22 protein-coding genes and 1 tRNA gene are annotated in these 23,315 nt (G+C 57.3%); 13 read left to right on the top strand and 10 right to left on the bottom strand.

The genetic code is table 11. The annotated features are described in order from the left end of the window. Window positions 1-272 precede the first annotated feature (272 nt). Window positions 273-1,082, bottom strand: a complete 810-nt coding sequence (locus HMPREF2896_RS01930; RefSeq protein ID WP_246823970.1) for a hypothetical protein — start codon at window positions 1,080-1,082, stop codon at window positions 273-275. 115 nt (window positions 1,083-1,197) lie between these two features. On the opposite strand from HMPREF2896_RS01930, the gene HMPREF2896_RS01925 reads away from it, so the two are divergent. The 3 genes from HMPREF2896_RS01925 to HMPREF2896_RS01915 are packed head-to-tail and all read left to right on the top strand — an operon-like array spanning window position 1,198 to window position 4,228. Continuing rightward, on the top strand, window positions 1,198-2,502 hold the full coding sequence (locus tag HMPREF2896_RS01925; protein ID WP_070717259.1) for a DEAD/DEAH box helicase: 1,305 nt from the start codon (window positions 1,198-1,200) through the stop codon (window positions 2,500-2,502). Further along, window positions 2,499-3,353 carry a 3-methyladenine DNA glycosylase gene (locus HMPREF2896_RS01920; RefSeq protein WP_070711857.1) on the top strand — a complete coding sequence of 285 codons (855 nt, stop codon included), beginning with the start codon at window positions 2,499-2,501 and terminating at the stop codon, window positions 3,351-3,353. The genes HMPREF2896_RS01925 and HMPREF2896_RS01920 overlap by 4 nt, the downstream gene beginning before the upstream one ends. 56 nt (window positions 3,354-3,409) lie before the next feature. Next, a complete protein-coding gene (locus tag HMPREF2896_RS01915) occupies window positions 3,410-4,228 on the top strand; it encodes a vWA domain-containing protein (RefSeq protein WP_070717257.1) in 819 nt (272 codons plus the stop codon). 180 nt (window positions 4,229-4,408) lie between these two features. Here HMPREF2896_RS01915 and HMPREF2896_RS01910 read toward each other — a convergent pair whose 3' ends face one another. From HMPREF2896_RS01910 to secA2, 5 genes are all read right to left on the bottom strand, one after another. Next, entirely contained in the window at window positions 4,409-4,969 is a 561-nt protein-coding gene (locus tag HMPREF2896_RS01910) for a MerR family transcriptional regulator (protein ID WP_168160900.1), read from the bottom strand. 313 nt (window positions 4,970-5,282) lie between these two features. Then, window positions 5,283-5,873, bottom strand: coding sequence for a bifunctional nuclease domain-containing protein (locus HMPREF2896_RS01905; RefSeq protein WP_070445145.1), 591 nt, complete (start codon window positions 5,871-5,873; stop codon window positions 5,283-5,285). A gap of 135 nt (window positions 5,874-6,008) precedes the next feature. Beyond that, the gene (locus tag HMPREF2896_RS01900; RefSeq protein ID WP_010186535.1) at window positions 6,009-6,764 is read right to left on the bottom strand and encodes a transcriptional regulator FtsR; all 756 of its coding nucleotides are present in this window, start codon (window positions 6,762-6,764) and stop codon (window positions 6,009-6,011) included. Window positions 6,765-6,880: 116 nt separating this feature from the next. Continuing rightward, window positions 6,881-7,312: an oxoglutarate dehydrogenase inhibitor Odhl gene (gene odhI, locus HMPREF2896_RS01895; protein WP_070445142.1), complete on the bottom strand. Its 432-nt coding sequence runs from the start codon at window positions 7,310-7,312 to the stop codon at window positions 6,881-6,883. An 87-nt stretch (window positions 7,313-7,399) separates the two neighbouring features. After that, a complete protein-coding gene (secA2, locus tag HMPREF2896_RS01890) occupies window positions 7,400-9,691 on the bottom strand; it encodes an accessory Sec system translocase SecA2 (RefSeq protein ID WP_070644639.1) in 2,292 nt (763 codons plus the stop codon). Window positions 9,692-9,787: 96 nt separating this feature from the next. Here secA2 and HMPREF2896_RS01885 point away from each other — a divergent pair, with 96 nt between their 5' ends. The 4 genes from HMPREF2896_RS01885 to HMPREF2896_RS01870 all read left to right on the top strand — a co-directional run bounded on the left by HMPREF2896_RS01885 (window position 9,788) and on the right by HMPREF2896_RS01870 (window position 13,359). Continuing rightward, window positions 9,788-10,966: a bifunctional alpha/beta hydrolase/OsmC family protein gene (locus HMPREF2896_RS01885; protein ID WP_210386007.1), complete on the top strand. Its 1,179-nt coding sequence runs from the start codon at window positions 9,788-9,790 to the stop codon at window positions 10,964-10,966. Window positions 10,967-10,973: 7 nt separating this feature from the next. Continuing rightward, complete coding sequence (locus HMPREF2896_RS01880) at window positions 10,974-11,372, top strand: YchJ family protein (RefSeq protein WP_070644630.1); 399 nt, start codon at window positions 10,974-10,976, stop codon at window positions 11,370-11,372. Window positions 11,373-11,459: 87 nt separating this feature from the next. Then, a tRNA-Pro gene (locus HMPREF2896_RS01875) sits at window positions 11,460-11,533 on the top strand. Between the two features lie 218 nt (window positions 11,534-11,751). Further along, window positions 11,752-13,359 (top strand): cation:proton antiporter family protein, encoded by a 1,608-nt coding sequence (locus HMPREF2896_RS01870; RefSeq protein WP_070445130.1) that lies wholly within the window; start codon window positions 11,752-11,754, stop codon window positions 13,357-13,359. Window positions 13,360-13,580: 221 nt separating this feature from the next. Here HMPREF2896_RS01870 and HMPREF2896_RS01865 read toward each other — a convergent pair whose 3' ends face one another. Next, window positions 13,581-14,996, bottom strand: coding sequence for a TetR/AcrR family transcriptional regulator (locus HMPREF2896_RS01865; protein WP_246823969.1), 1,416 nt, complete (start codon window positions 14,994-14,996; stop codon window positions 13,581-13,583). A gap of 233 nt (window positions 14,997-15,229) precedes the next feature. After that, on the bottom strand, window positions 15,230-15,436 hold the full coding sequence (locus HMPREF2896_RS01860) for an antitoxin (protein WP_070445127.1): 207 nt from the start codon (window positions 15,434-15,436) through the stop codon (window positions 15,230-15,232). Window positions 15,437-15,915: 479 nt separating this feature from the next. Between HMPREF2896_RS01860 and HMPREF2896_RS01855 the strand changes: the two genes are divergently transcribed. Continuing rightward, entirely contained in the window at window positions 15,916-17,211 is a 1,296-nt protein-coding gene (locus HMPREF2896_RS01855) for a site-specific DNA-methyltransferase (protein ID WP_371325885.1), read from the top strand. A gap of 21 nt (window positions 17,212-17,232) precedes the next feature. Here the strand turns inward: HMPREF2896_RS01855 and HMPREF2896_RS01850 are convergent, their stop codons facing one another. Then, the gene (locus tag HMPREF2896_RS01850) at window positions 17,233-18,243 is read right to left on the bottom strand and encodes a CE1 family esterase (RefSeq protein WP_236659268.1); all 1,011 of its coding nucleotides are present in this window, start codon (window positions 18,241-18,243) and stop codon (window positions 17,233-17,235) included. 82 nt (window positions 18,244-18,325) lie between these two features. Between HMPREF2896_RS01850 and HMPREF2896_RS01845 the strand changes: the two genes are divergently transcribed. From HMPREF2896_RS01845 to HMPREF2896_RS01825, 5 genes are all read left to right on the top strand, one after another. Next, complete coding sequence (locus tag HMPREF2896_RS01845) at window positions 18,326-19,168, top strand: class I SAM-dependent methyltransferase (protein WP_070717254.1); 843 nt, start codon at window positions 18,326-18,328, stop codon at window positions 19,166-19,168. A gap of 106 nt (window positions 19,169-19,274) precedes the next feature. Beyond that, a complete protein-coding gene (locus HMPREF2896_RS01840; RefSeq protein WP_070644628.1) occupies window positions 19,275-20,213 on the top strand; it encodes an ABC transporter ATP-binding protein in 939 nt (312 codons plus the stop codon). A gap of 13 nt (window positions 20,214-20,226) precedes the next feature. Then, on the top strand, window positions 20,227-21,021 hold the full coding sequence (locus HMPREF2896_RS01835; RefSeq protein WP_070445115.1) for an ABC transporter permease: 795 nt from the start codon (window positions 20,227-20,229) through the stop codon (window positions 21,019-21,021). Then, entirely contained in the window at window positions 21,018-22,220 is a 1,203-nt protein-coding gene (locus tag HMPREF2896_RS01830; RefSeq protein WP_246823967.1) for a sensor histidine kinase, read from the top strand. Before HMPREF2896_RS01835 ends, HMPREF2896_RS01830 begins: the two co-directional genes overlap by 4 nt. Beyond that, complete coding sequence (locus tag HMPREF2896_RS01825) at window positions 22,130-22,738, top strand: response regulator transcription factor (protein WP_070717251.1); 609 nt, start codon at window positions 22,130-22,132, stop codon at window positions 22,736-22,738. Before HMPREF2896_RS01830 ends, HMPREF2896_RS01825 begins: the two co-directional genes overlap by 91 nt. 7 nt (window positions 22,739-22,745) lie before the next feature. Here HMPREF2896_RS01825 and HMPREF2896_RS01820 read toward each other — a convergent pair. Beyond that, the coding region (locus tag HMPREF2896_RS01820; RefSeq protein WP_305764437.1) for an anaerobic C4-dicarboxylate transporter family protein at window positions 22,746-23,315 on the bottom strand (570 nt) is incomplete at its 5' end.

The raw sequence follows: 23,315 nt of genomic DNA, 5'->3' as shown, positions 1-23,315 counted from the left end.
GACAGTAAGGCCGGGTTTAAGCCCTTAAAGAACGAGACCCTCCAACCGAAAGATTAACGGGATACCCGTGGTGTGTGACAACAAGTCGACCGTGCGATGACCCACCGCAGCGAAACACCTTCAAGCCAGTTCTCGAAAGCAATCGACCTGAAGCAGGAGCGGCCGAGAACTTTACTGCCCGCTATCCCGGCTATCCACACCGCCTGCGGATGACAAATGCGCGCTCGCGGGCTGTGCAGCCGGCGGGTGGCTGGGAGGTGCGGCGCTAAAAGCTAGGCATCCACCGGCGGGCCTCCCGGAGTCAGCTCAAGGATGCCCGCACCCACAAGATAGGTTGCTAGATCATTCAAATCAGCTTCCTCCCCGTTGTCGTCATAACCATCCATGACGTACTCAATGACCGCGTCGCCATCCTCGAGAACTTCCGCAATCACGTACTCCTCTGCCTCCCCAAAGGCGGCAATCTGCGAGCCACGGGCCGAAGTAAAGTCCTCAACGGAATCGCTTAGCCCAACGCTTTCTGTATCGCGAATCGCATCCGCGTTCTCTGTGTACTGAGCCACGAACTCCCTGTCCGGGCCATAAATACAAGAGATCGTCGGAACCCACTGCACGTCCAAGCCCAGATAGTCCGACTGCCCAAAGAAAGACGTGTCCTCATAGCACTCGTCCGAAAGCCCAATAAGCGGTTCGGGCACCGGAGCAGATACCTCGGAGGCTCGGATACTGTCGACATCATCAGCGTCGTATGTACTATTCCAATACGTGTCATCAGAAGCCGCGACGTCTCGTGGTGCTTCGTCGAAGTCAGCTGCGACATCCTTGAAGAAGGAAACCGCAGCAAAGATTGCGACGGCTGCGATAATAGCGAGTACAAGGATTACTGCCAGTACAATCCACAGCACCTTCTTCGAGCTCGACTTCTTTTCCGGCGGCTGCGGCATTGCCGGTCCGCTGGCGTTAGGCCCTTGATTCTGATTGTTAAATCCAGGTGCTGCTTGGTTGTGCGCTGGGTGGCCTTGCTGTGGGTTCTGTCCAAATCCACCGGGCGGTTGTTGCGGGTTAGCGAAAGGGTTCGTCATGCCGATCAATCTAACAGAGAACCACGTCACAATATTGTGAAAAATCCAGGATGCGAGGCCCGTTCCCCGTCATAGCTTTTCGATCTGACGGTGCAGCGCATTAGACTGCCATCCGATGAGTACTTTCGCCGATCTCGGCCTCCCCCGCGATGTTGTCCGTGTTCTAGATAAGCAGGGCATCACGACCCCCTTCCCTATCCAAGAAGCCGCGATCCCCGACACCCTCTCCGGCAAGGACGTCCTCGGCCGCGGCCCCACCGGTTCGGGGAAAACCTTTACGTTCGGTCTTCCTATGTTGTCCCGGCTGGCAAAATCTGGTGTTTCCCGCCCCGCGCACCCACGTGGGCTCGTTCTGGCACCAACACGCGAGTTGGCAACCCAGATCCAGCAGCGCCTGGAAGAACCAGCAGCTGCCCTCGGCCTGCGTGTGCTTGCGGTAGTCGGAGGCGTCAACATCAACAACCACATTCGCTCACTCGCGCGCCCGGTCGACCTGCTCGTTGCCACACCGGGGCGAGCACAGGATCTGATCGACCAGGGCAAGCTCTTCTTCGACCACGTCGCCATCACTGCCCTCGACGAGGCCGACCAGATGGCGGACATGGGGTTTCTCCCCCAAGTGCGCAAACTACTTAAGCTCACCCCACCAGACGGCCAACGCCTACTCTTCTCCGCCACCCTCGACGGTGAAGTCAACAAGCTGGTCCAGCAGTTCATGCACGAGCCCGTAACTCACTCCACCGCGCCTGTCGAGGCCGCCGTGGACACGATGGAACACCACCTGATATATATCGGCACGCGTGAGGCGCGCAACGACGTCGTCCTGCGCCTAGGTGCACGCAAAGGCAAGACCATCATGTTCATGCGCACTAAGCACGGCGTCGACAGGCAGGCCAAAAAACTCCGCAGAGTCGGTATCAATGCGCTGCCCCTCCACGGCGATAAGGGCCAGGGCTCACGGACAAAGGCTATAGAGGGCTTCGCCGACGGCAGCGTTCCTGTGCTCGTCGCCACCGACATCGCCGCGCGGGGAATCGACATCGCGGACGTTTCCCTCGTCGTCCACGTTGACCCGCCCGCGGAACACAAGGCCTACCTGCACCGTTCCGGCCGCACGGCGCGCGGTGGAGATTCAGGCACCGTTGTCACGCTCGTCACTGATGAACAGCGCGACGAGGTGGCTAAACTCATCGCGAAAGCGGGGGTCAAACACACCGACCTCGACATCAGCGACCGCGCCAACCCTGCCAGCAGTCCTGAGCTTGCCCAGATGACCGGTGCACGCAAGCCAAAGGGCGAACCGCTCGGCCCACCACACCAGCAACCATCTAAGAAGCAGACATCGCGTCAGCGGGCGGGCATCCAAGGCCAGCGCCACCGTAACTCGCGCCCCCGACGGGGCAACGCAGGTCAACGATGATTCTGCAGACCACAGACTGGCAAGCTCGAATGCGCAAGCATGAGGAATCAGCAGATGAGTTCCTCAAGCGCTTTCGGCACCCTGGTTCCTACCACCCTGTCTACGACTTTCTCTTCGAGTACTACCCTGTTCGCCCTTCGCATCTGCGGCGTTGGCACCCAGGGGTAGGCATCACCCTGGCAGGGGATGCTCCACACAGCGACTGGCGCTACTACCACCGCACTGCTGAGGGAATTGCGGTAGACACCGAGGCCTTCCTCGAGCGCCGCGGCGGTACCGTGCGCTACATCCTTGACCTACTGGAAAAGACCACACGCAACCCCACCCAATTTGATTGTTTTGGGCTGCATGAATGGGCCATGGTCTACCGCACTGATGCTCCTCGCCATGACCTGCCGTTGCGGTTAGGGGCGGAGGGGACGAATGAGGTCGTCGACAAGCACCGCATCAAGTGCACCCATTACGATGCCTTCCGTTTCTTTACGGAGCCCGCGCGTCCGCTCAATCTCACGGTGCTGAACCGCGAAGACCAGCCGGAAAACGACCAAGCAGGGTGCGTCCATGTGAGCATGGATCTCTATAAGTGGGCGTGGAAATTGGGGCCGCTGGTGCCGGGTGAGTTGTTTCTTGACACCTTCCGTCTGGCCGTCGCCGCACGCACGCTCGATATGGAGGCCTCTCCCTACGATTGTCGAGAATGGGGCTTTGGTGTCGTTCCTATCGAAACGCCCGAGGGAAAGTCGGAGTACGTGCGACGCCAACGCGCGCTTGCCGACGCCTCCGAGCCACTCCGCGCGCGGCTTGTCTCCCAAATTAGAGCAGCGCTGAGCGCTACAATGAGAGACCATTGATGTGACCCATCGGGACGCATTGCGCGGCCCCGAGACCTCAGCGCGGAAGGAAAAAGATGGCTCGGCACTCGGATGGAAAAAATAACTACGCATTTGCACCGTGGGTCATCATCGTGGCCGTCCTGGCGGTGTTGGCGCTGGCCATCGGCGGTTTCTTCCTTTTCCGAGAGGGAGATTCCTCAAAATCTGAAACAGAGGCTGCGGACACAACCGCTGAGACTTCCACTGAGGAAGCCCCCACCAGCACTGCGGCCAAGACTCCGGAATCCGCCACGTCTTCGGAATCAGAGCAGCCTTCTTCGGCCGCGCCCAGCTCGGAAGACAAGGCCCCTGAAGATGTCGCGCCAAATACGCTGTTCCTGCTCGATACATCCGACAGCCTTGCTCCGTACTTCGATGCTGTCACTCAGGGCGTGGCGGAGGCGGCAACGGCGGTCGGCGCGAAGGGAAGCCAAGTGGCTCTCTGGAACTATTCCTCCCCCATTTCCGCAACAGCCATCGTGGGCTTCCGTCAAAATGTTGCTTACGGCGACGCCGAGAACGTCGCCTTTGCCGTGGGGCAGTTCGGCACCGGCGGTGTACCACAAACACGCAGCGCCGTCGTTGCGGCACTCGATAACGCCACGGATCAAACAGCTGGTAGTGGCGAAAACACTCGCGTCGTGCTGATTACCACTGGGACCCAACAGGATATGGATAACGCAAGCTTTGCGGAGGCAGCCAAGAACGCTCGCGGTGAAGGCGTTAGTTTGAGTGTGGTCCATATCGGTGATGGCGAAAAGGACACAGAGTTGGAAAAACTCGCAGACGATTATTCCACTGTCTCGAATCCTTCCAATGCACAAGAAAGCATCGCGAGCGCCGCTGGGGCGTAATAATTTGGGTACGCACCTGGAGGATGCGCGGCCTTGCTTGAAGCGACGGTGTGCGGGCACGTAAAACCGTCATGTGGGTGCAGGGCTGCAGAGAAGAAAAGCCGCCGCATCCTCAACAGCACTGACGTGAGCTGCAGTGCGCAGGAGGAGGAGCGGCGGCGGCTTCCTGTGGTAGGCGTTTTAGGAGGTCTTGCGCTTGCGGCGAGCGGCTAGCTCGTCGAGGCCAATGACAACGTCGATGTCTTCTTCCTCTACAACACGCTCGGCTGGGAAGGAAGTAATGGTACCAGAGAGTTCCTTGAGAATACCCGGCACAGCGATGCCGAACACGCCTTGGCCGCCGGCCAGCAGGTCGATAACTTCGTCGTTAGACCGGCACTCGTAGACCGTGGTGCCGTCCGACACCAAGGTGAGCTCAGCAAGATCGTTGACACCACGGTCGCGCAAAGACTCCACGGCGAGGCGGATGTTCTGGAGGGAGATTCCGGTATCCAGAAGGCGCTTGACAATCTTCAGGACCAGCACGTCTTTAAAGGAGTACAAGCGCTGGGAACCGGAACCGCGGGCAGTACGGATCGAGGGCTTAACCAAGTCGGTGCGCGCCCAATAGTCCAGCTGGCGATAGGTGATTCCAGCTACCTGACACGCGATGGGAACGCGGTAGCCCAGCTCCTCATCAGGCCCTACATCGAAGAGAGATTCCTGAACGTAGGTGTTGGCGGCAATCTCGTCGAGCGGCAGGGCGCTGGACTCAGTACGATTATTCTTACTGCTCACGTAATTACTCCAGTGATACTTGAGGGGAGTTCTATTTTTCTATTAAAGGACACGTCAGCGACGGCGTCAAGGGTCGTCATCGGTGAACCTCTAGTAGAACTTTAGACTTTTTGATTCACTTTGTCATCATTAGTCACACGCGTGTCATTAAAAAATTTCAGTGACAGCACGAGAAAAGCGGCGCCCGTAAGGGCGCCGCTCTGTCCATCAAAGGTCGGTTTAGAACATAAGTCCGCTATTGAACCACGCGGAACCTAGGCTCCTCACAGTGAAGGAGTTAGTCCTCCCCTTCCTCTCCTCCGAGCAAGTCCTCCTCCGATATGCCAGAATCACGCATCATCTGTTCGAAGCCATCATCTTCCTGCGTTTTCTGCTGAGCAGCTCGCTCTTGAAAGTCGCGCATGCGCTTCTCTGGAAAGGTTTCCGGGGATTCCGCCTCGCGCTCTAGGTCGTAATACTCTTTAAGGTCCTCGTCGCTAATGTAGATGGCCACCTCGTCGAGCACATCCTTTTCAAAATGGATGGGTAGCCCATAGTGGTCTGCCAGGACGAGTGCATCGGACAGACGGGCATCATGCTCTTCGCCGGTTCCGTCCACAAGATCAACCATGAAAACGCCTTTGCGGTACTCGGAGACGCAGATGTGCTCGATGCCATCGAGCTGGTCCGCGAAGGCGATGAGCAGCTCGTAGGTACTTGGCCGCGCGTTGAAATGGCGCTCGAGGACTTGCAGCACGCGCGCCCCATCAATCGGTGAGACCCACACTGGCACGTGCCGGTCCGCCTCTTCCCAGTAGAAAAGAGCGCACAGATTGTTTTCGGGTCCGACGGGATGGATTCCTAAAAATTTCAGTACTTCAGTAGTCATGGGACCCACTTTTACACACTTTTCTTGCACATGGTTCTCGGGCCAGCTAGGCAGCGTAAAGATACTCGGAGTGGCACGAGAAGGCGACACGAAGCCTGGGTTAGGCCACATTCCATCGCGAGCCAGGCATCAGGTTTAAGGCCGGAATTCGTCGCGAAGCTCGGTCTTGACCAACGTCCCGTGGAGCGATAAAACCAGGGCCGCCATCTGCTGTGACAGTTCCTCCGCCTGTTGCGGGGCGGTATCAGACTTCGAATGCGCGACCGGCGTTGCCACCTGCGAAATCATGTCCGCCTGGCGTCGGGCAGCATTGCGCAGCGATTTCAACTGCCGAGCCTCGAGCCCAAAGGACTCCAGCGCCACGGCCGCGGAGACAATGGACACGTCATCCGTGTCGAAGAAGCCCGCCGGATCCGGCTTGATCAGGCCCACCGAGACCAGTTTCGCGATGTTTTCCTGTGTTGTTCCGGCTTGGTCGGCCACGTCGGCGTCGGTAAGCCGGGTAACTACCGGCGCACGTAGCTGCTCAGCGCTGATAAGGGCCTCAGCCTGGGAGGAGACAATAGCGGTCACCTGCCCCGAGTCCATCGCATCCAGTTGTTCCCGAATGACCTTGAGCGGCGTGTAGTGATCACGCTGCGCAGTCAGAATGTAGCGCAGGCGGTCCAAGTCTTTTTGGTAATAGCGACGGTAGCCCTTTGCGGTGCGCTCCGGAGTAATCAGCCCCTCAGACTCCAAGAAGCGAATCTTCGACACCGTCACGTCCGGAAATTGCTTCTGAACGTGCTTCAGCGTTACGCCAATAGACATGGGCTTCTGCTTAGCAGGCTTGGTCTTCTTGGCCACGGAAGACGCTGCTGCGGCAGCGGCGGTGGACTTCTGCGCACTCACGATAGGACTACTACTGCTTTCTACACGGTTTCACTTGGACACAGCGGGAACGTGGGCAGGGTGCGAAATAAACCTACTCCCCTCGCACCCGTTAGTTCCTGCTAACTAGAACTGCTTTATTGAGGGGCAATAAAAACCAGGCGGAACTTACCGATCTGGATTTCATCGCCTACTTCCAACACCTGCGCATTGCGCGGCTCACGGTTGACGTAAGTGCCGTTGAGCGATCCGACATCGACAACCTCAAATTGGCCGTCTTTGGAGCGGAACTCGGCATGGCGGCGGGACACCGTGACATCATCAAGGAAGATGTCTGCTTCTGGGTGGCGTCCGGCGGTAGTGGTCGGCTGATCCAGCAGGAAGCGTGCGCCAGCGTTGGGACCGCGCTTTACGACGAGCAGCGCCTGGCCCTCTGCCAGGTTCTCAGCGCCGGCAACGGAGGCGTCAGAACCCGCCGCGGTGCCGTTTTCCATCTCCTTGAGAAGATCAGCGCGGAAGACAGAAGTAGTCTCTGCCTGCGGTTCCGGCGTTCCGGTATTCTCGCTCATTTTTACCTCCGAAGGGTCGGATCGATGTTGACTCATTCCATATTAGCGACTCCGCTGTCCGCGCGAGTCACCTCTGGCGCATTTACATTAGCGGAAAATGTTTCCTATGCCCTTGAGCACGGAATTTCCGCCCCCAGATAGTGGGTTATCAGAGACCATATAAGTCCACGTGGCGCTCGGTCGAGACAGCCCATGATCCTCGAGGTGGGCACCCTCAGAATCAATAAGCACAGTCTTAAAAGTATCTAGAGCATCATCAACTGCCCGCTGCGCCAAGTCCTTAAATTCACGCACCGCGATGCGGTGGTATTCGTCGATGGGCGTCTCGCGGGCGATGGCGCGCAAGTGGATGGATTCACGAACGTCATCCATCAGCTCTAGGTGGTCGGCCCACGCCAAATCTAGGTGGTACAGCATAATCTCGCGGGCAGCCCGCTCACGAGCTTCCGCGGGGACGTCGCCAAGCTCGGCTGCGCGTTCGGGCGCCCGTTCAGCCAACTCCTGCCAGGCTTGATCAGTGTCGAGTAACTTGGCACGGCGCTCATCGATAATGATGCGTTGGTCCGCGAGTAGCTGGTTGTACTTCCAGGTTTGCGCGTGAATCTCCAGCAATTGCCCTTCCGTCACGCGTTGGCAGTGTGCAATGAAGTCCCGGACGCGCTTGGAATCGATGAGCCCATCGGCATCGGGGCGCGCGGACAAGGATTCATCTTCCCCGCCCTGTTTGACCACGTCATCCTCCAAGGAAACGAAAAAGAGCGACATGCCCGGATCTCCTTGGCGGCCTGCACGCCCGCGCAACTGGTTATCCAAACGGGAGGAGCGGTGCCGCGAGGTGCCGAGCACTGCCAAACCGCCCTTTTCAACAACGACTTCACGGTCAGACTCATCCGCGCCGCCCAGCTTGATATCGGTGCCGCGGCCCGCCATCTGGGTAGACACAGTCACTCGCCCCACGTCGCCTGCTTCCGCAACGATGCGCGCCTCGTCCTCATCATTTTTTGCGTTGAGGACGTTGACCGTAATCCCCTGTTCACGTAGGGCTTCGGCGAGGTCTTCTGATTCAGCAACATCGTGGGTACCCACGAGTACCGGCTGGCCAGTGCTATTGATTGCCACGATTTCATTGACGATGGCACGGGATTTTTCATCCACGGAGGCATAAATGCGGTCAGGTTCGTCGAAGCGCTGCAGTTCCTTGTTACGGTCGATGACCGAGACGTGCAGGTCATAGAACTGACGTAATTGGTCTGTTGCCTCCACTGCGGTTCCGGTCATGCCGCACACTAGCGGATAGCGCCGCATGAGCTCCTGGAGCGTAATGGTGTCGAGGATGCGCCCTCCTTCTGACACCTCTAGGCCTTCCTTGGCCTCCACCGCGGCCTGGAGGCCATCCGGCCAGCGCTGCAGTTCCGCTACGCGGCCGCGGGAGGCGTCGATAAGCTGCAATTTTCCGTCCGTGATGATGTAGTGAATATCGCGAATAAGCAGTGCCTTAGCGTGCAGCGCTAAGTTAACTTTGACCAGCACGGAGCCGATGTTCTCCTCCGAGTAGAGCGAGTCGAGTCCCAATTCGTGCTCCACACGTGCCGCGCCCTCCTCGGTGAGCGCTACCGTGCGCCCATCCTCCGCAATAACGTAGTCCTGCTCCTCTCGCAGCCGGGAAACCACGTTGGTGATGTGGCCCGTAGATTCCTCACCGGGGCGATTTCCGGCGAGGACGAGGGGGACGAGGGCTTCGTCGACAAGCACAGAATCCGCTTCATCCACCAACGCCACATCCGCGCGCGCTTGCACCGTTTGCTCGCGGGACGTGATCTGGTTATCCCGTAGCACATCGAAACCGAGCTCATTGACTGGTGCATAGATGATGTCGGATAAGTAAGCCGCGCGGCGTTCTTCCGGGCCGAGCTTCTCCGTTACCGGGGCCACCGTGAGTCCAAAGAACTCCACGAGCGGGCGCATCCATTCAGCGTCGCGCGCTGCTAGATAATTGTTCACTGTCACCAGGTGCACGCGCTTGCCGGTCAGCGCAAAACCCGTCGCGGCCATGGCTCCCACCAGCGTCTTTCCCTCACCAGTGGCCATCTGGATAACGTCGCCTTCAAGAAGACGCAGCACAGCTTGGGACTGGACAGTAAAGGGACGCATGCCAAGCTTGCGTTCGCTGGCCACGGCCAGGGCTGCGAGGAAGCGGGATTTATCCGCGATCTTGCCGTCCTTCACGCACTCCCGTGCGGTGGCGGCAACCTCTGCATCCGACAGGTTCGCGATATCCTCTACCGCGGAATCTGCGGCCGTCACAACGGCTTTCGACTTCTTGTTGTTGCGTTCGGACTGCGCGCCCATTGCCTTCCAGAACCAATCGAATGCGCCCATGAGCACTCCTCCATCCTTGTGCGTCATACAGGTCTTCTATCGACTCTAGTCAACCCCGGTTCGCAGGCGTGCGTTCGCCCTTATATCCTTATGGTCATGCAATCCGTGAACGTGTCGCTCCCCTCCAGCACCGGTACCACGATGGCCGGAACCATCGACTTTCCTGACTCCCCTCCGCAAGCCTTCGCCATCTTCGCGCACTGCTTTGCCGGCTCGCGCCATACCCCGGGCGCTGCCCGCGTGAGCAAACAGCTGACTAACTTTGGCATCGCTACCCTGCGCTTTGATTTTCCTGGCCTAGGCCAATCCGAAGGAAATTTTGCGGACACATGTTTCAGCCAGAATGTTGCCGATATCCAGGCCGCCGCTGACTGGCTAGCACAGAACTATTCCGCACCGCAGCTACTCATGGGCCATTCACTGGGCGGGGCTGCCGCTCTGGCCGCGGCCAACAACATTCGCTCCCTCAAGGCCGTGGCCACCATCGGCGCCCCCTTCGATCCTGCACACTCCGTGCTGCACTACGCCGACAAGATCGGCGAGGTCGACGCCAACGGTGAAGTCGAGGTCACCCTTGGAGGCCGGGCGCTGACCATTTCGCGTCTCTTCCTCGAAGACCTTGCTGAGACCAACCCGGAGGACTATCTTCCGCGTCTGCGCAAGCCCCTCATGGTGCTGCATTCCCCCATTGATCAAACGGTGGGCATTGATAACGCGCAAAATATTTTCCGGACCACGCGTTATCCCAAGTCCCTCGTCGCCTTGGATAAGGCCGATCACCTGGTGACTAAGCAGGGCGCGGCAGCCCGTGCCGCCGACCTCATCGGAGCTTGGGCGGAGCAGTTTATTGTTCCGGAGAACCTTCCCACCCCAGTTGCTGAGGACTCAGCGCTTGCAATCCCGGCAGTTGGAACCAGGATGGGCGTCGTCGTGCGCCACAATGACCGATCGGTGAGCGCTGACCGCACGAAAAAGAACGGCGGCAAAGGCCAAGGTTTCACCGCGGAAGGCCTTCTTATGTCCGCTGTGGCTGCGGCAAGCACCCAGGCCATCAAAGAAGCGGGCAAGGCGCAGAAAATCGACGCGAAGGTACTCGAAGCGGTATCTGTAAGGGTTAGCCAAGAATCCGAATCTCGTCTCACACGTACGGTGACGCTTCCTGCTTCTCTGAGTGCCGATCAACAACGCGCGCTTGCCGACGCCGCCGCTTCCACCACCATCGACTCCCTCCTCGCTGTGGACATCGCCACCGCCGTGGCAACCACTGCAGAATAAGCCGCCCATGGTTGTTCTTAACCCACTTGATCCTGCCGCCCGCTGCCCCTGCGGTACCGGCCTAAGCTTCGGCGAGTGCTGCTCGCGCTACCATGCCGGCACACCCGCCCCCTCAGCGGAGGCCCTGATGCGCTCGCGTTTCAGCGCTTTCGTCACCGGCGACGAGGATTATTTGCTGCGCACCTGGGACCCCGAAACCCGCCCGGAGCGCCTCGACCTCGCCGAAACCGGCATTCGCTTTTATCGCCTCGACATTATCGACACCGTCGCGGGCGGCCCCTTGGACCAGACCGGCATCGTTGAATTCGAGGCTTTCTATAAGGGAGCTGCCAAGGGCTCTCAACGGGAGCGCTCCTCTTTTCGCCGCCAAGGCGGGCAGTGGGTCTATTCCACCGGAGAGTTTTAGAGCCTTTAAAACAGAGGTTGAGCTGGGATTTGTCGAAGCGAATACCGTTGGTGTAATCTGTAGCAGTTGCACGAAATAGTGCGACGGCGGACTATGGCGCAGTTTGGTAGCGCACTACACTGGGGGTGTAGGGGTCGCAGGTTCAAATCCTGTTAGTCCGACAGTATTACGGCTGGTCAGAGCGATTCTGGTCAGCCTTTTCTCACGTTTTCCTTTCCCATCCTGAGGTGGACTAGCCGGCTAGTCCACCGTAACTCAGAACTTCAAAGTGCCTAATGTGTCGTCGCCAAGCAGCGCTGCCCCTATGTTTCTCCCCCTCATGGGCTAAAGAGCGTTTCTAACTAGGGCTATAACCTGGGTTGAGGCACTATTACAATTCATGGAATTGTTGTTGACCTACCTCGCTGTGGTGTTTGGCTGCGGCCTCATCGCGTGGGCAGTGCGCCTGCCTCCACTTATTGGATTTCTCGCCGCTGGCTTTGCGCTCAACGCCGGCGGAGTCGAGCATGTCGAAGCATTAAATCTATTCGCGGACATTGGCGTTACTCTCATGCTTTTCGCAATCGGGTTACGCCTCGATCTCAGGGCCTTAACTGATAAAGCTGTGTGGCTGACAGCCAGCGCACATGTACTCGTGATGACTCTGCTCGGAGCGGGCTTCATTACGGCACTCGGGGCTCTTGGTGTATTTGGGCCTACGAGCTTTTCGGTAGCTGTCAACATCGCCCTGGTACTGAGCTTCTCAAGCACCATCGTGGTCTTAAAAATCCTGCAGGACCGCGGCGATGAACAAGCCCTGTACGGAAATATCTGTATTGGCGTACTCATTATGCAGGACATCATCGCTGTTGCCTTCATGAGCATTCTCCGCGGGGAGCCGCCCAGCTTGACTGCCCTCTTGCTTGTACTCATCGTGCCGCTACTGGCATTGACAACGCGCCGCTGGTACAAGCTCGGCCACGGTGAGCTGGGCGCACTATTCGGCATCGTGATGGCCCTTCTGCCTGGTTATGCTCTTTTCGAATGGGTCGGACTCTCGGGCAGTCTGGGTGCTCTCATCATGGGCGTGGTTCTCTCTCGCTCCCCTGGGGCGGAACAACTCAGCCATTCACTGTTCACACTCAAAGAATTGCTGCTGGTTGGCTTCTTCGTCAACATCGGCTTCCTGGGCCTCCCGACGTGGCAGCACCTCCTTGACGCCAGCCTGCTCCTAATGCTTTTGCCTGTCCAGGGAATCGCCTACTGGGCCATCCTGTGGACACTAGGGCTGCGCAACCGTACTTCCGTCCTCGCGTCTTTGCTCCTGGCCAATTATTCCGAATTCGCGTTAATCATTGCTGCCCTCGGGGTGGAAGACGGCTGGCTGAATCAGCGCTGGCTACTTTCATTGGTTCTCGCAGTGTCCTTGAGCTTCGTCATCTCCGCCATTTTCAACCCACAGAGCGTCTCGCGGGCCACGCACGTGGCCAAACGCTTACCTACGCGCCCACCGCACAAGATTCACCCGGAAGATCGTCCGATCGAGCTGGGGGATGCCCATGCTTTGGTCCTTGGGGTCGGCCGCCTAGGACTTTCCTGTTACAAGGAGCTCACAGAGGTCTATGGCGCGAAAGTCTTAGGCGTGGAGCATGATCCAGCCCGGGTGCGCCACCTCCAAGAGCGCGGCTTCAATGTCGTGGAAGGCGATGCCACCGATGTCGACTTCTGGGAGCGTGTCAAGGACAGTCACCACATTGACATGATCATGCTTGCTATGCCCGCCCAGCACGCGAACGTCGACGCAGTCAAGGAGATCTTCGCCTCCGATATCAACCCCGAGGAATGCACCATTAGCTCGGTGGCAATGTACCGCGAGGACGTAGAAGACCTCGAGGAACTCGGGCTTAACGTCGTGGTGCATCTGCAGGACGGTGCAGGCGAATCACTGGCCGAACGGACCTTCACCGAAAACCAGATGCGGCGCCTGCGCCTGGCTGGTGAGCTCTAGGTCTACGACGGCATCGGAGCGGCGCCTTCCCACCCCGGCGGGCTTTCTCCTCCTCCGGCCACACAAATGCACCTAGAAACTACGCATATCTCACCCGCCACAAAGTAACTTCACACGGAAGAACTAAGAAGAAAAATCTCCGCTTCCCCTTAAGGAAGTGGAGATTAGCCGTGATAAGCGTTGCGGCCAACTAGGAACGCTGCACCGTCACGAGAGTGAAACTAGTTTGCCATACCGCTAAGGCTTCGCATGATACCGCCAAATTCGATATCCATATACTGCGTGAGGACTTCAAAAATGAAGTCCGAGTCATAACCACGCAATGGACCCTTTGTGCTCAACATGGAAAGACCATGAGCACCCGCCCATACCGAAATAACTAGGGTGAAAAGCACCCACGGGGTGCGTGGTCCATCAACCTCATCGATAACCTCGCGCACAAGAGACATAATGAAGCCAAAAGCTCGTCCAAACTCGCTAAAGTCGCGCTCGAGCTCGACCGCTTTGTTTGCATTCGGGAGGAAATTATCTTCGAATGACATGGGGACGATTGGCCCAGATGCAATCTTGATCAGCGTATCGAAACCTTGTGGGTCATACAGGGCATGTGAGACATACCCATAACCTGTGGCCTTAATCTTGGATACGGCACTAGCATCTTCAGGCAATGCAGCCACCTGACGGTAAATGAACTCATAGTTGATCTTGTCCAGATAGCGCTCAAGATAGTTAGCTAGTTCCTTATCACTTTCAAACAGGTGTTCAGCCTCTTGAACGCTGAGGCCTGCTCGATTCGCAGCTCCGCCGATGTACAGTCCGGTTACACCACGATCAAGAATCTCCTCGACAGCACCCCGAAGCAGCGCTGAACGCTGCTCTTCTTCTGTCGTGCGTGGAAGATCCTTAGCCTTTGTCAAAAGCGCTTCCGGCTGCTCCCCCACCAATCCATAAGGAATGGTGCGTTCAATTCGCTCACCCCTAAAAAATGGGTAAAGACCAACGCTGAGAGTATCCATAACAGCACTAAACGTCTGCTTCTTGGCTGCTGGCGAAAGGTAACGCAAGATTCCTTCAGCAGCGAGCTGCGTTACGCCGTGCAAATGCGAGAAGATAGACAACGCTGAAAGCAGAGTCCCCTTTGCATCGACCTCTCGGCCGCCAGATTCCCTTATAGCGTCTTCAGTCAGCTCAAAAAGCATCCGCATTATAGGGCACGTCTCGGCGCGCCCGCCTCGGTCAACAAAATCTTCCGCCTTCAGCCCCACCTGCGGCGTTGCGTGGACCGCAGTAAATGCTGCGAAGGCGGAAGGATCCTCAACCGCAAAAGAGAAATACGACAGAGCTGTGGCCCGGAGCTTGTCCACTGCAGTTGCGTTTTCAGGTAAGCGTTCTAGATGTAAATCAACTACTGAGGTCAATGCTTCATTGAGCGAATGCTTAGTAGCTTCAACAAGCTCAGCCTCAGATGCAAACAGTGCCCGTGCTTCCCCAAAAGGCACATCGACTTGATCTGCAACCTCCCGCAGGCGGACTTCATCAATACCCGCCTTGGCAATGACCCGGCCGGCTTGCTCAATAAGTAGCTGCCGAGAGGGGCGGTTACCGTGTTCCACATCTACTGAAGTAATCACGGTCATTAGCCTACCCAGGAATAGGTCAATTTTAATTCCATAAACGCAAGATAGGAAACTTTATAGAATATTCTCAGTTTCCTTCCTGGCCGCATCAGTCCGCAACTGAACCAAAACAGGTTGAACTATACATTAGTGTAAAACTTATACAGTCCTGCCCACTTTGTGGACAGGACTTTTTAGACTACTGGGCATGCCCTAGTCGCCCAAGGCTACCATGCCGGAGAGGCGGCTAGTCTTTACTTCTGCTCATCGCCCTCGGGAGCCTCAGCACCCTGGTTGCCGATACGTTCATCAAGCTGGTCACGCACAGAGTCAATCTTATCTGCCTTGTCCTCGCCCAGCTTTCCCTTAGCCAAGTCTGCACCCTTGTCCAGTGCGCTATCCGAAATCTGCTCACCCTTATCGGTGTTCAGCGCATCCTTTGCCTTGTCAAAAATACCCATTTCTACAGTCCTTCCTTTGCTTTACTGTTTCTAACAGTGCTGGCTTCCAACACCCGAAGGCACCTACACCAGAGCCGTGTTCACTATTGCGTGAAGCCTCCTTAGACTCCCCACGCAACGAACAGATGCTCTACGGTCGCTGCCTTCGGCGTGCGCGCCAACACACCCCCACCGTACCGACGCCCTGAGTTCTTCGCCACAGCGTTTATAAATTAACGCTGTCAACAGCGCATGGCAGTTTTGGAAAACTAGATTCTAAGAGTTTTAAGTATCTCTATAATGCCCCACCCCCACCATCTACCCCTTTTCGTTCAACAACTTGGTACGTGCCATCACCCTCTCATTTGTGAACGCCTGTACTCTAAGACACAATCCTTTTGTGCTCTTTTCCCTCTTTGCCGCGGGAAACGAGTAAAGGGCCCGATGTTCAACGCCCCCCTTGGTCCTTAATCTCTATAACCAACACACTAATCGCCACGATGCCTTCGTCTCATTCCTCGCCTGATTTCCTTCCTGCCACGCGCCCTCGTGTCACCACACCATCCCCCGTTGAGCGCGCTTCCACCGATGTGGGGTCGGTTTTTGGGCTTGTATGGCCGGGCAAGGAACAAGCTGCTGCGCTGGCCAAAGAAGAATCTGTGAGCAAGCGAAAGCTCATCAGCGGCCGGGGTTCTTCCCCCAACAGTGTTAGCGTGGCAGATAATCTAGCTGCACTGAATGACTTTATTGAGCGGGGTATGCGCGCGGACATCATCTACATCGATCCGCCGTACAACACTGGTAAAGACTTTGTCTATCGTGACAACTTCCGACAGCGCCGCGATATGCGCTCAGAGCATTTTGGGCAGTGGCATGCAGAATGGCTTTCCATGATGCTGCCGCGCTTAATCCTGGCGCGTGAGGCGCTTGCTGACGCAGGCTTCATCCTCGTGTCAATCGGCGAATCAGAATCGGCCCATCTACGCCTCCTTCTGAATGAAGTTTTTGGTGAAGATTGCTTTGCTGGCCAACTCATTTGGAAGAAGGGCGGGACTGGCAAGAATGACTCGAAGTATGCCGTACTAGAACATGAATACATCTTGTGTTACGCCAAGTCCCCAGCAAATCCTGGGTTCAATGTGGATGTAGAGGCGCAGACCTCGACCCGCTACAACCACAGTGACGAGAAGGGCAACTACTCCTTAGTCCGATTGGACTCTAAAACTTTGGGCTACCTACCCAGTCTGGACTTCCCCATCGTCGCCCCCGACGGCCGCGAGTACTGGCCCCATCAACCAGAAGGAAAATCAAAGGTAGCTCGCTGGCGATGGGGCAAGGACAAGGTTGCTGAACACTACGAAGAATTGGTGTTCAGGCGTGGTTTTGTCTACACCAAAAACTATGAAAAGAAGGGTGCACGACCTCGTTCCATCCTGGATGGGCAGCGATTCGGAGTCACACGCACAGGCCGTCGCGATGCCGAAGAAGCTCTCGGCATCACAGGTGTCTTCGACTTCCCTAAACCCGTACGGCTTCTCAAGCACCTCATTGCCATCGCCGGTGGGCCAGACGCGGTAGTCCTTGATTTTTTCGCTGGCTCGGGGACAACCGCTCAAGCCGTCGTCGAGCTCAACCGCGAGGACGGTGGCCATCGCTCTTTCCATTTGGTGCAGATTCCCGCCCCCACAGAGGCCTCCAGTGCGGCGCGCCAAGCAGGCTTCGACACGGTTGCAGATATCTGTCTCGCACGAGTTCGCTCACTCGATGTGCCCTTTGACCACTTCACCCTGGACTAGCAAAACCGCGCAGTAACGCCCCTAGGCCACGCCGTGCTCTTCGGTGCCTTCTGGGCGCCCGGGGATGCCAAAGAAATCCAGTACTGCATCGGTGGCGAATCCTTGTCCGACTTCGATTTTCGTGTCATTGTTTCCGCCCGGCCATACGTGAGATCCGCCTTCGATGCGGATGTGCTGTAGCGGTGCTTCACAGGCAGTCCAGGTCTCTCTAGTGGCACCGTTTGTCAGGCGCACGGAATCGACGTCCCCTCGACAGTCATTGCGCCGCTGATCCTGCCCGAGCACCTCTGCTACTGAAGAATAGGCAGTATCGTGGCGCACTCCGCCTTCGTAATTAACTACGGGATCTTTTGTACCGTGGATATCCAAACGGCCGACAGGTTTATCCAAACAATTCGTATGGATTCCTTCGTAATATGCCGCCGAAACTGTCGCTACAGATCGAAAGGTGCCCGGCATCCGGCAGGCCAGGAAGGCTGCGAACCCCCCGCCGTTGGACAGACCTGCGGCATAGATGGCGTTATCGTCCACCTCGTAAGTAGAACGCAGACTATCCACGAGAGAGCGAACGAATTCTAGGTCTTCTTCAGCGCTAGTAGCAGCGTAGGGGGCTGGCGCCCACGCGGCCTTCTCCCCCGCTGGGTAGGCAACGATGGCGTGAGCGGCATTGAATTGGGTGTACTGCTCCATATTCTCCGGAGAATCTGTATACCCGTGGAAAGATAGCAGCACCGGCCAGGAACGCTCAGGCGTGTAGTTTTCAGGCACATGGAGAAGGAAGCTCCGACCAGAGGCCAACCGAACTTTCTTCGTGTGTCCAGGCTCCGGGCCGACCAGCATAGGAGCTAGTGGGATACCGAGATCATTTGTCCACTCTGCTGGGGAGGTTGACGTAGGTGCTTCCTCTTCAGGCGAGCTGCACGACGCCAACGCCATGACAGTTGCCGCGACGGCGACAGACCCAGCGAGTGCACGCAACCGGCGCAGCCGCGTTGCGGAATCTTCGCCCATCATTCCCCTCGCCACATTCATTATCGGAAAATATCCTCGTCCACCTTAAAACATCCCACCAACATCCACGAACCTGCAGCACCACGGTAAGTTTGAGGGCATCATGAGCTCTTTGCCTTCCGACCCATCCGATTCCTTGGGCGTACCCTCTCCGCACCCACTACCCGAGCATTACCCCAGCTACCGGCACGCATCCGGAAAAGAATCTCCTAACTTCGGCACTGCTCAACAGCGGGTGCATTCTGCCCGAGCTTTCCAACAAGGAGCCGACGTCTACCACGATGCTCGTCCTGGATATCCGCCGGAAGTATCGCAACTTATTTCCTCTGCACACACCGTCCTCGACGTTGGGGCAGGAACCGGCAAACTGACCGAGTCACTGCACAATCCTGTCGTCTACGCCAGCGATCCTTCCCCTGATATGGCACGAGTATTGGCACGCCTGGGGATTCCCTGCTGGCGCGCCACCGCTGAGAACACAGCTGCGGATACCGCCTCCCTCGACGCCATCACCTGTGCTCAAACCTGGCACTGGGTCGATGTCGATCGAGCTTGTGCGGAATTTGACCGAGTGCTCCGCCCAGGGGGAAAAGTGCTTTTGGTGTGGAATACTCTAGACGTTCACGCTGACCCATGGATCCTCCGGCTCTCCCGCATCATGCATTCAGGTGATATCCACCGTCCCGGTTTCTATCCCGCTTTGAGCGATCCGTGGACGCTCCGTGAGGAGCTTCGCTTAACGTGGGAACACGAGCTGTGCCCCGAAGATCTGCATGCACTCATGCATACTCGCTCATACTGGCTTCGCAATGGAGCGAAAATCCATGAACGCATGACGCACAACCTCAACTGGTACCTCTACGAGCACATGGGGTTTAGCCCCGGACAAGCGCTGAGCATCCCGTACCGTACGGATGCATTCTTGTTGGGCCGCCATGGCGAGTAGTTCCGCCATGGCCAGGAGCGGGCCTTCGGCAGCCATGACAACTGTCATCACTGATTGGTGACACCTCTTCTACGCTGCAAATACTTCACAGCCATAGCGTGAAGATATGAGCACAACACCTACACTCCCGCCGGCCGTAGATGTCAGGGGCGTCGGCAAAGTCTTCAACGCATCCTCCCGAGAACCTGTTCCAGCGCTTCACGATGTCTCCCTCACCATTCAACGGGGTGAAATCGTCGGTTTGCTGGGTACGAATGGCGCTGGCAAGACCACGCTCATTGACCTCATCCTTGGGCTCACGAGTCCAACTTCAGGGACAATTAACGTGCTCGGCACCTCGCCAAAGGAAGCAGCGAAGACTGGACGCATCGGCGCGGTCATGCAATCCGGCGGCTTACTCCCAGATATCACGGTGAAGGAAACCCTCGAGCTCCTTGGCGCGGCTTTCCCATCCCACCGCCCATTAAAGGACATTATTGAGCGCGCGAACTTAGGCGATATTCTCTCGCGCCGGGTGGGGAAATGCTCCGGCGGCGAGCAACAGCGTGTGAGGTTCGGCTTAGCGCTGTTGGGGGATCCGGAGCTGTTGCTTCTCGACGAACCCACGGCCGGCATGGATGCCGCGGCTCGGCGTCACTTCTGGGAGGCCATGCACCACGAGGCTGAATCCGGCCGGACCATCGTCCTTACTACTCATTACCTTGAGGAAGCAGATTCTTTTGCCCAGCGCATCGTCATGCTCAACAAGGGCGAGGTTCAAGCCGACGGCTCCACGGAGGAGATCCGCAAATCTAACTCCACCCGGATTATTCGCGCCACCTTTCCCGATGGGCTGCCTGATTCCCTCTTGAGTGCTGATCTTCCGGGAGTTGTCCGCCTAGAACGCACCAAAACTGGCCTCACCATCACTACACGGGACTCTGACGCTGTGGCCCGCTTCCTGCTCACTAAAACTGCAGCTCGCGATATCACCATCGCTGGCCATAGCTTGGAGGATTCCTTCTTGGAGCTTTCCAACGCATCCCCGACTACCGCCAATCTTTAAGGAGACAACCACCATGAGCACACGCATGGCATCACCCAACCTTGCCGCCACGCTACGGTACGCCGGTCACGACCTCAAGCGATTGCGCCGCGACCTACCAACGCTCTTCTTTAGTATTGGGCTACCGATCATCTTCTACATTCTCTTCGGCGCGATGCAAGAATATGGCGACGTTGAGTTCAACGGCGGAAACGTTGCTGCCATGGTCATGATCGGCATGGCGCTCTATGCCGGTGCCACAGGTGCTGTAGGCGCTGCTGGCTCAATGATCGCAGAGAACCGCGCGGGGTGGGGCCGGCAATTGGCTCTTACTCCCCTGCAGCCTGTCCAGCTGGGAATCGCTCACTTCCTCAACATTGCGGTTCGAGCTATCTTGCCTATCGCCGCCGTTTTCATCACTGGGGCGCTGACCAAAGCCAACATGCAGCTGGAACAGTGGGTGCTGGCTTTTCTTGCTACCGTAGCCTGCGCCATCCCCTTCGGCTTCTACGGCATGGCTTGGGCCATGCTCATTCCATCGGAAAACAGTGTGTCCATTGCTTCCTCTAGCATAGTCATCCTCGCCTTTGCCGGAAACGTCTTCATGCCGCTCAAGGAAAACCTTCTTGACGTAGGACGCTTCTCCCCCATGTACGGCGCACAAGCTCTTGCTCGTTGGCCGCTGTCTGAAGGAGCTCAAATGATCAATGGCCATCAGCTTTTTATCAAAGATCCTCTCTGGTACGCATGGGTTAGTATCGCGGTATGGACAGTGGTTTTCGTCGGGACGTGCTTACTTCTTCGCAGCCGCGACAAAGACCGAGCATGATGCACAGCTTCAAGGCCCGCGATGCCGCCTTCGCCGCAGTCTGGCTGATATTTCTCCTTCCTGTACTGCTGCAAATCCTCTTCCAACCCACTACTTCTGCAGGACGGCGTTTCTGGGCAGTGGCAATCACCGTCGTCTTCTGCGTGGCCTATTCTCTTGCTTTCGGAACGTTGCACTCCTACCCACAGGAGTGGTCCTACCAGCGTCGCGTAGCTACGTGGTGGCTCATCCTCGCACTGCTAGCGCTTTTAGCTATTCCATCTCACGGTGTCTGGGCTGTGGTCTTCGCGCCCTACCTTGGGGCCTTAGTGTCCTTCACACAACCGCTCAAAACAGCGTCCACCATCATTGCCCTGACCGGTGCCGTAGTTGGTATCCCTCTTTGGTTTTACGCGGAGCAGCGCTTTATCGATTTCGCACTCATCCTCTTCGGGTGGCCGCTGCTCATCTTGACGCTGGGCACTTTGTCCCAGCGCGATGACACTGAAACCGCCTTGCGCCACGACTTGGATTTAGCTCAACAACGTGAAGACATCGCCGCAGATATTCACGATCTCCTCGGTCATACCCTCACGGCTATTAATCTCAAGTCAGAAGTAGCCCGCCGCCTGATCGACCATGATCCGTCGACAGCAGCCGCCGAGCTCGAGGAAATTAGCGCTCTTTCAAGGCTGTCCCTTGCAGAGGTCCGCTCGACAGTTACACGGATGAAGAACCCCACTTTTGCCGGTGAGATCCAGGCGGCCCGCCGCATCTTGGACACTGCCGGAATCACAACCCACCTTCCCGATACATTTACGCAGCCCCAGTCACATGAGGATCTTTTCTCCTGGGCACTGCGGGAACTCACCACCAATGTGGTGCGGCATTCTGGTGCCACGGAGTGCTGGGTAACCCTAGACGAAAACTCCTTGCAAGTAACGGATAACGGCGGCGGCTTCACGGAGGACGCTAAGCAGGCGCTTGCCGCCGGCCTCACAGGCCTTGCTGGCCTTCGCCGCCGTGCTGACGACGCGGGCGGCGACCTCATAATCCGGCGTAGCGACGGCTTAACCTCTGTCCTCTTGACTCTTGAAAACACCACCGAGGTAAAGGAGTTTCAGCAGCCATGCCAGTTTCGATCCGAGTTCTTATCGCCGAAGACCAGTCACTGGTCCGCGGAGCGCTCACTGCACTGCTCAACACCGAACCGGACATAGAAGTCGTAGCGGACTGCGCTTCCGGGACAGAGGTCGCTGCACTCGTCGCTAAGCACAGCGTTGACGTGGCTCTACTGGATATTGAAATGCCCGGCATGAACGGCATCGATGCGGCACAAACTATCGCAGATACTGGCTGCCGCAGCCTTATCGTCACCACATTCGGGCGCTCTGGTTACGTCAAGCGTGCGCTCCAGGCAGGTGTCGATGGCTTTCTGGTCAAAGACACCCCGCCCGACGAACTCGCTGATGCCATCCGCCGAGTCCATTCCGGTATGCGAGTCATCGATCCGCAGCTTGCTCAAGATATTCTCTTCTCCCCCGACAATCCTTTGAGCGAAAGAGAAGTAGAGGTCTGTCGCCTACTGCTGCGTGGGCTCGGCTCCGCCGACATCGCTTCACAGCTTCACCTCAGCGGCGGGACCGTGCGCAACCACGTCTCCGCAATTATGGCGAAGACGCGGGCAGCAAATCGCTTCGAAGCTGCACGGCGAGCCGAAGCTAATGGCTGGATTTAGGAGGGACTTAGAGCAGGATCTGCGCGAGCACAGAACCGACTACGCAGGAGGTAACGACAGAGATGGCGCCGGGGATGATGAACGAGTGGTTGATGACGAATTTGCCGATGTGTGTCGTACCGGTTCGGTCGAAGCCAATGCAGGCCAAATCGGAGGGGTACGTCGGCAGAATGAAGTAGCCGTAAGCAGCACCGTAGAAGCCCACGATGACCGCTGGGTCAATGCCTAGCTGGAGCCCGATGGGAGCAATAGCTACGAGTGCCGCAGCCTGGGAATTGACCAGCTTAGACACGATAACCAAGACGACAGCGTAGGCCCATGGAGCGGCTTCGACGACGCTGCCAAGGTTGGATTCCAGGGCATCGATGTGGGCTTGGAAGAAGGTGTCTGCCATCCAGGCCACGCCGAATACTGAGAACACTGCGGTCATACCAGCTTTAAAGACAGGAGTTGAGGCGATCTTCGCCGGTTCCACCTTGCAGCTCAGCAAAATGATGGCGCCGGCCACCAGCATATTCATCTGGATGACCAGGTTCATTGGGTATAATGGCCCTTCCGGTTTTAGAGTGCGTTGATT

This window comes from Corynebacterium sp. HMSC069E04, assembly GCF_001813175.1.
In the GTDB taxonomy this organism is placed as follows: domain Bacteria; phylum Actinomycetota; class Actinomycetes; order Mycobacteriales; family Mycobacteriaceae; genus Corynebacterium; species Corynebacterium aurimucosum.
The sequence above is the reverse complement of the archived record's forward strand: the minus strand, read 5'-3'. Positions and strand labels throughout refer to the sequence as shown.

Coding starts and splice junctions, on each gene's coding strand:
- HMPREF2896_RS01930 (WP_246823970.1), bottom strand. CDS start 1,082: ATGACGAACCCTTTCGCTAACCCGCAACAACCGCCCGGTGGATTTGGA.
- HMPREF2896_RS01925 (WP_070717259.1), top strand. CDS start 1,198: ATGAGTACTTTCGCCGATCTCGGCCTCCCCCGCGATGTTGTCCGTGTT.
- HMPREF2896_RS01920 (WP_070711857.1), top strand. CDS start 2,499: ATGATTCTGCAGACCACAGACTGGCAAGCTCGAATGCGCAAGCATGAG.
- HMPREF2896_RS01915 (WP_070717257.1), top strand. CDS start 3,410: ATGGCTCGGCACTCGGATGGAAAAAATAACTACGCATTTGCACCGTGG.
- HMPREF2896_RS01905 (WP_070445145.1), bottom strand. CDS start 5,873: ATGACTACTGAAGTACTGAAATTTTTAGGAATCCATCCCGTCGGACCC.
- odhI (WP_070445142.1), bottom strand. CDS start 7,312: ATGAGCGAGAATACCGGAACGCCGGAACCGCAGGCAGAGACTACTTCT.
- secA2 (WP_070644639.1), bottom strand. CDS start 9,691: ATGGGCGCATTCGATTGGTTCTGGAAGGCAATGGGCGCGCAGTCCGAA.
- HMPREF2896_RS01885 (WP_210386007.1), top strand. CDS start 9,788: ATGCAATCCGTGAACGTGTCGCTCCCCTCCAGCACCGGTACCACGATG.
- HMPREF2896_RS01880 (WP_070644630.1), top strand. CDS start 10,974: ATGGTTGTTCTTAACCCACTTGATCCTGCCGCCCGCTGCCCCTGCGGT.
- HMPREF2896_RS01870 (WP_070445130.1), top strand. CDS start 11,752: ATGGAATTGTTGTTGACCTACCTCGCTGTGGTGTTTGGCTGCGGCCTC.
- HMPREF2896_RS01865 (WP_246823969.1), bottom strand. CDS start 14,996: ATGACCGTGATTACTTCAGTAGATGTGGAACACGGTAACCGCCCCTCT.
- HMPREF2896_RS01860 (WP_070445127.1), bottom strand. CDS start 15,436: ATGGGTATTTTTGACAAGGCAAAGGATGCGCTGAACACCGATAAGGGT.
- HMPREF2896_RS01855 (WP_371325885.1), top strand. CDS start 15,916: ATGCCTTCGTCTCATTCCTCGCCTGATTTCCTTCCTGCCACGCGCCCT.
- HMPREF2896_RS01850 (WP_236659268.1), bottom strand. CDS start 18,243: ATGAATGTGGCGAGGGGAATGATGGGCGAAGATTCCGCAACGCGGCTG.
- HMPREF2896_RS01845 (WP_070717254.1), top strand. CDS start 18,326: ATGAGCTCTTTGCCTTCCGACCCATCCGATTCCTTGGGCGTACCCTCT.
- HMPREF2896_RS01840 (WP_070644628.1), top strand. CDS start 19,275: ATGAGCACAACACCTACACTCCCGCCGGCCGTAGATGTCAGGGGCGTC.
- HMPREF2896_RS01835 (WP_070445115.1), top strand. CDS start 20,227: ATGAGCACACGCATGGCATCACCCAACCTTGCCGCCACGCTACGGTAC.
- HMPREF2896_RS01830 (WP_246823967.1), top strand. CDS start 21,018: ATGATGCACAGCTTCAAGGCCCGCGATGCCGCCTTCGCCGCAGTCTGG.
- HMPREF2896_RS01825 (WP_070717251.1), top strand. CDS start 22,130: ATGCCAGTTTCGATCCGAGTTCTTATCGCCGAAGACCAGTCACTGGTC.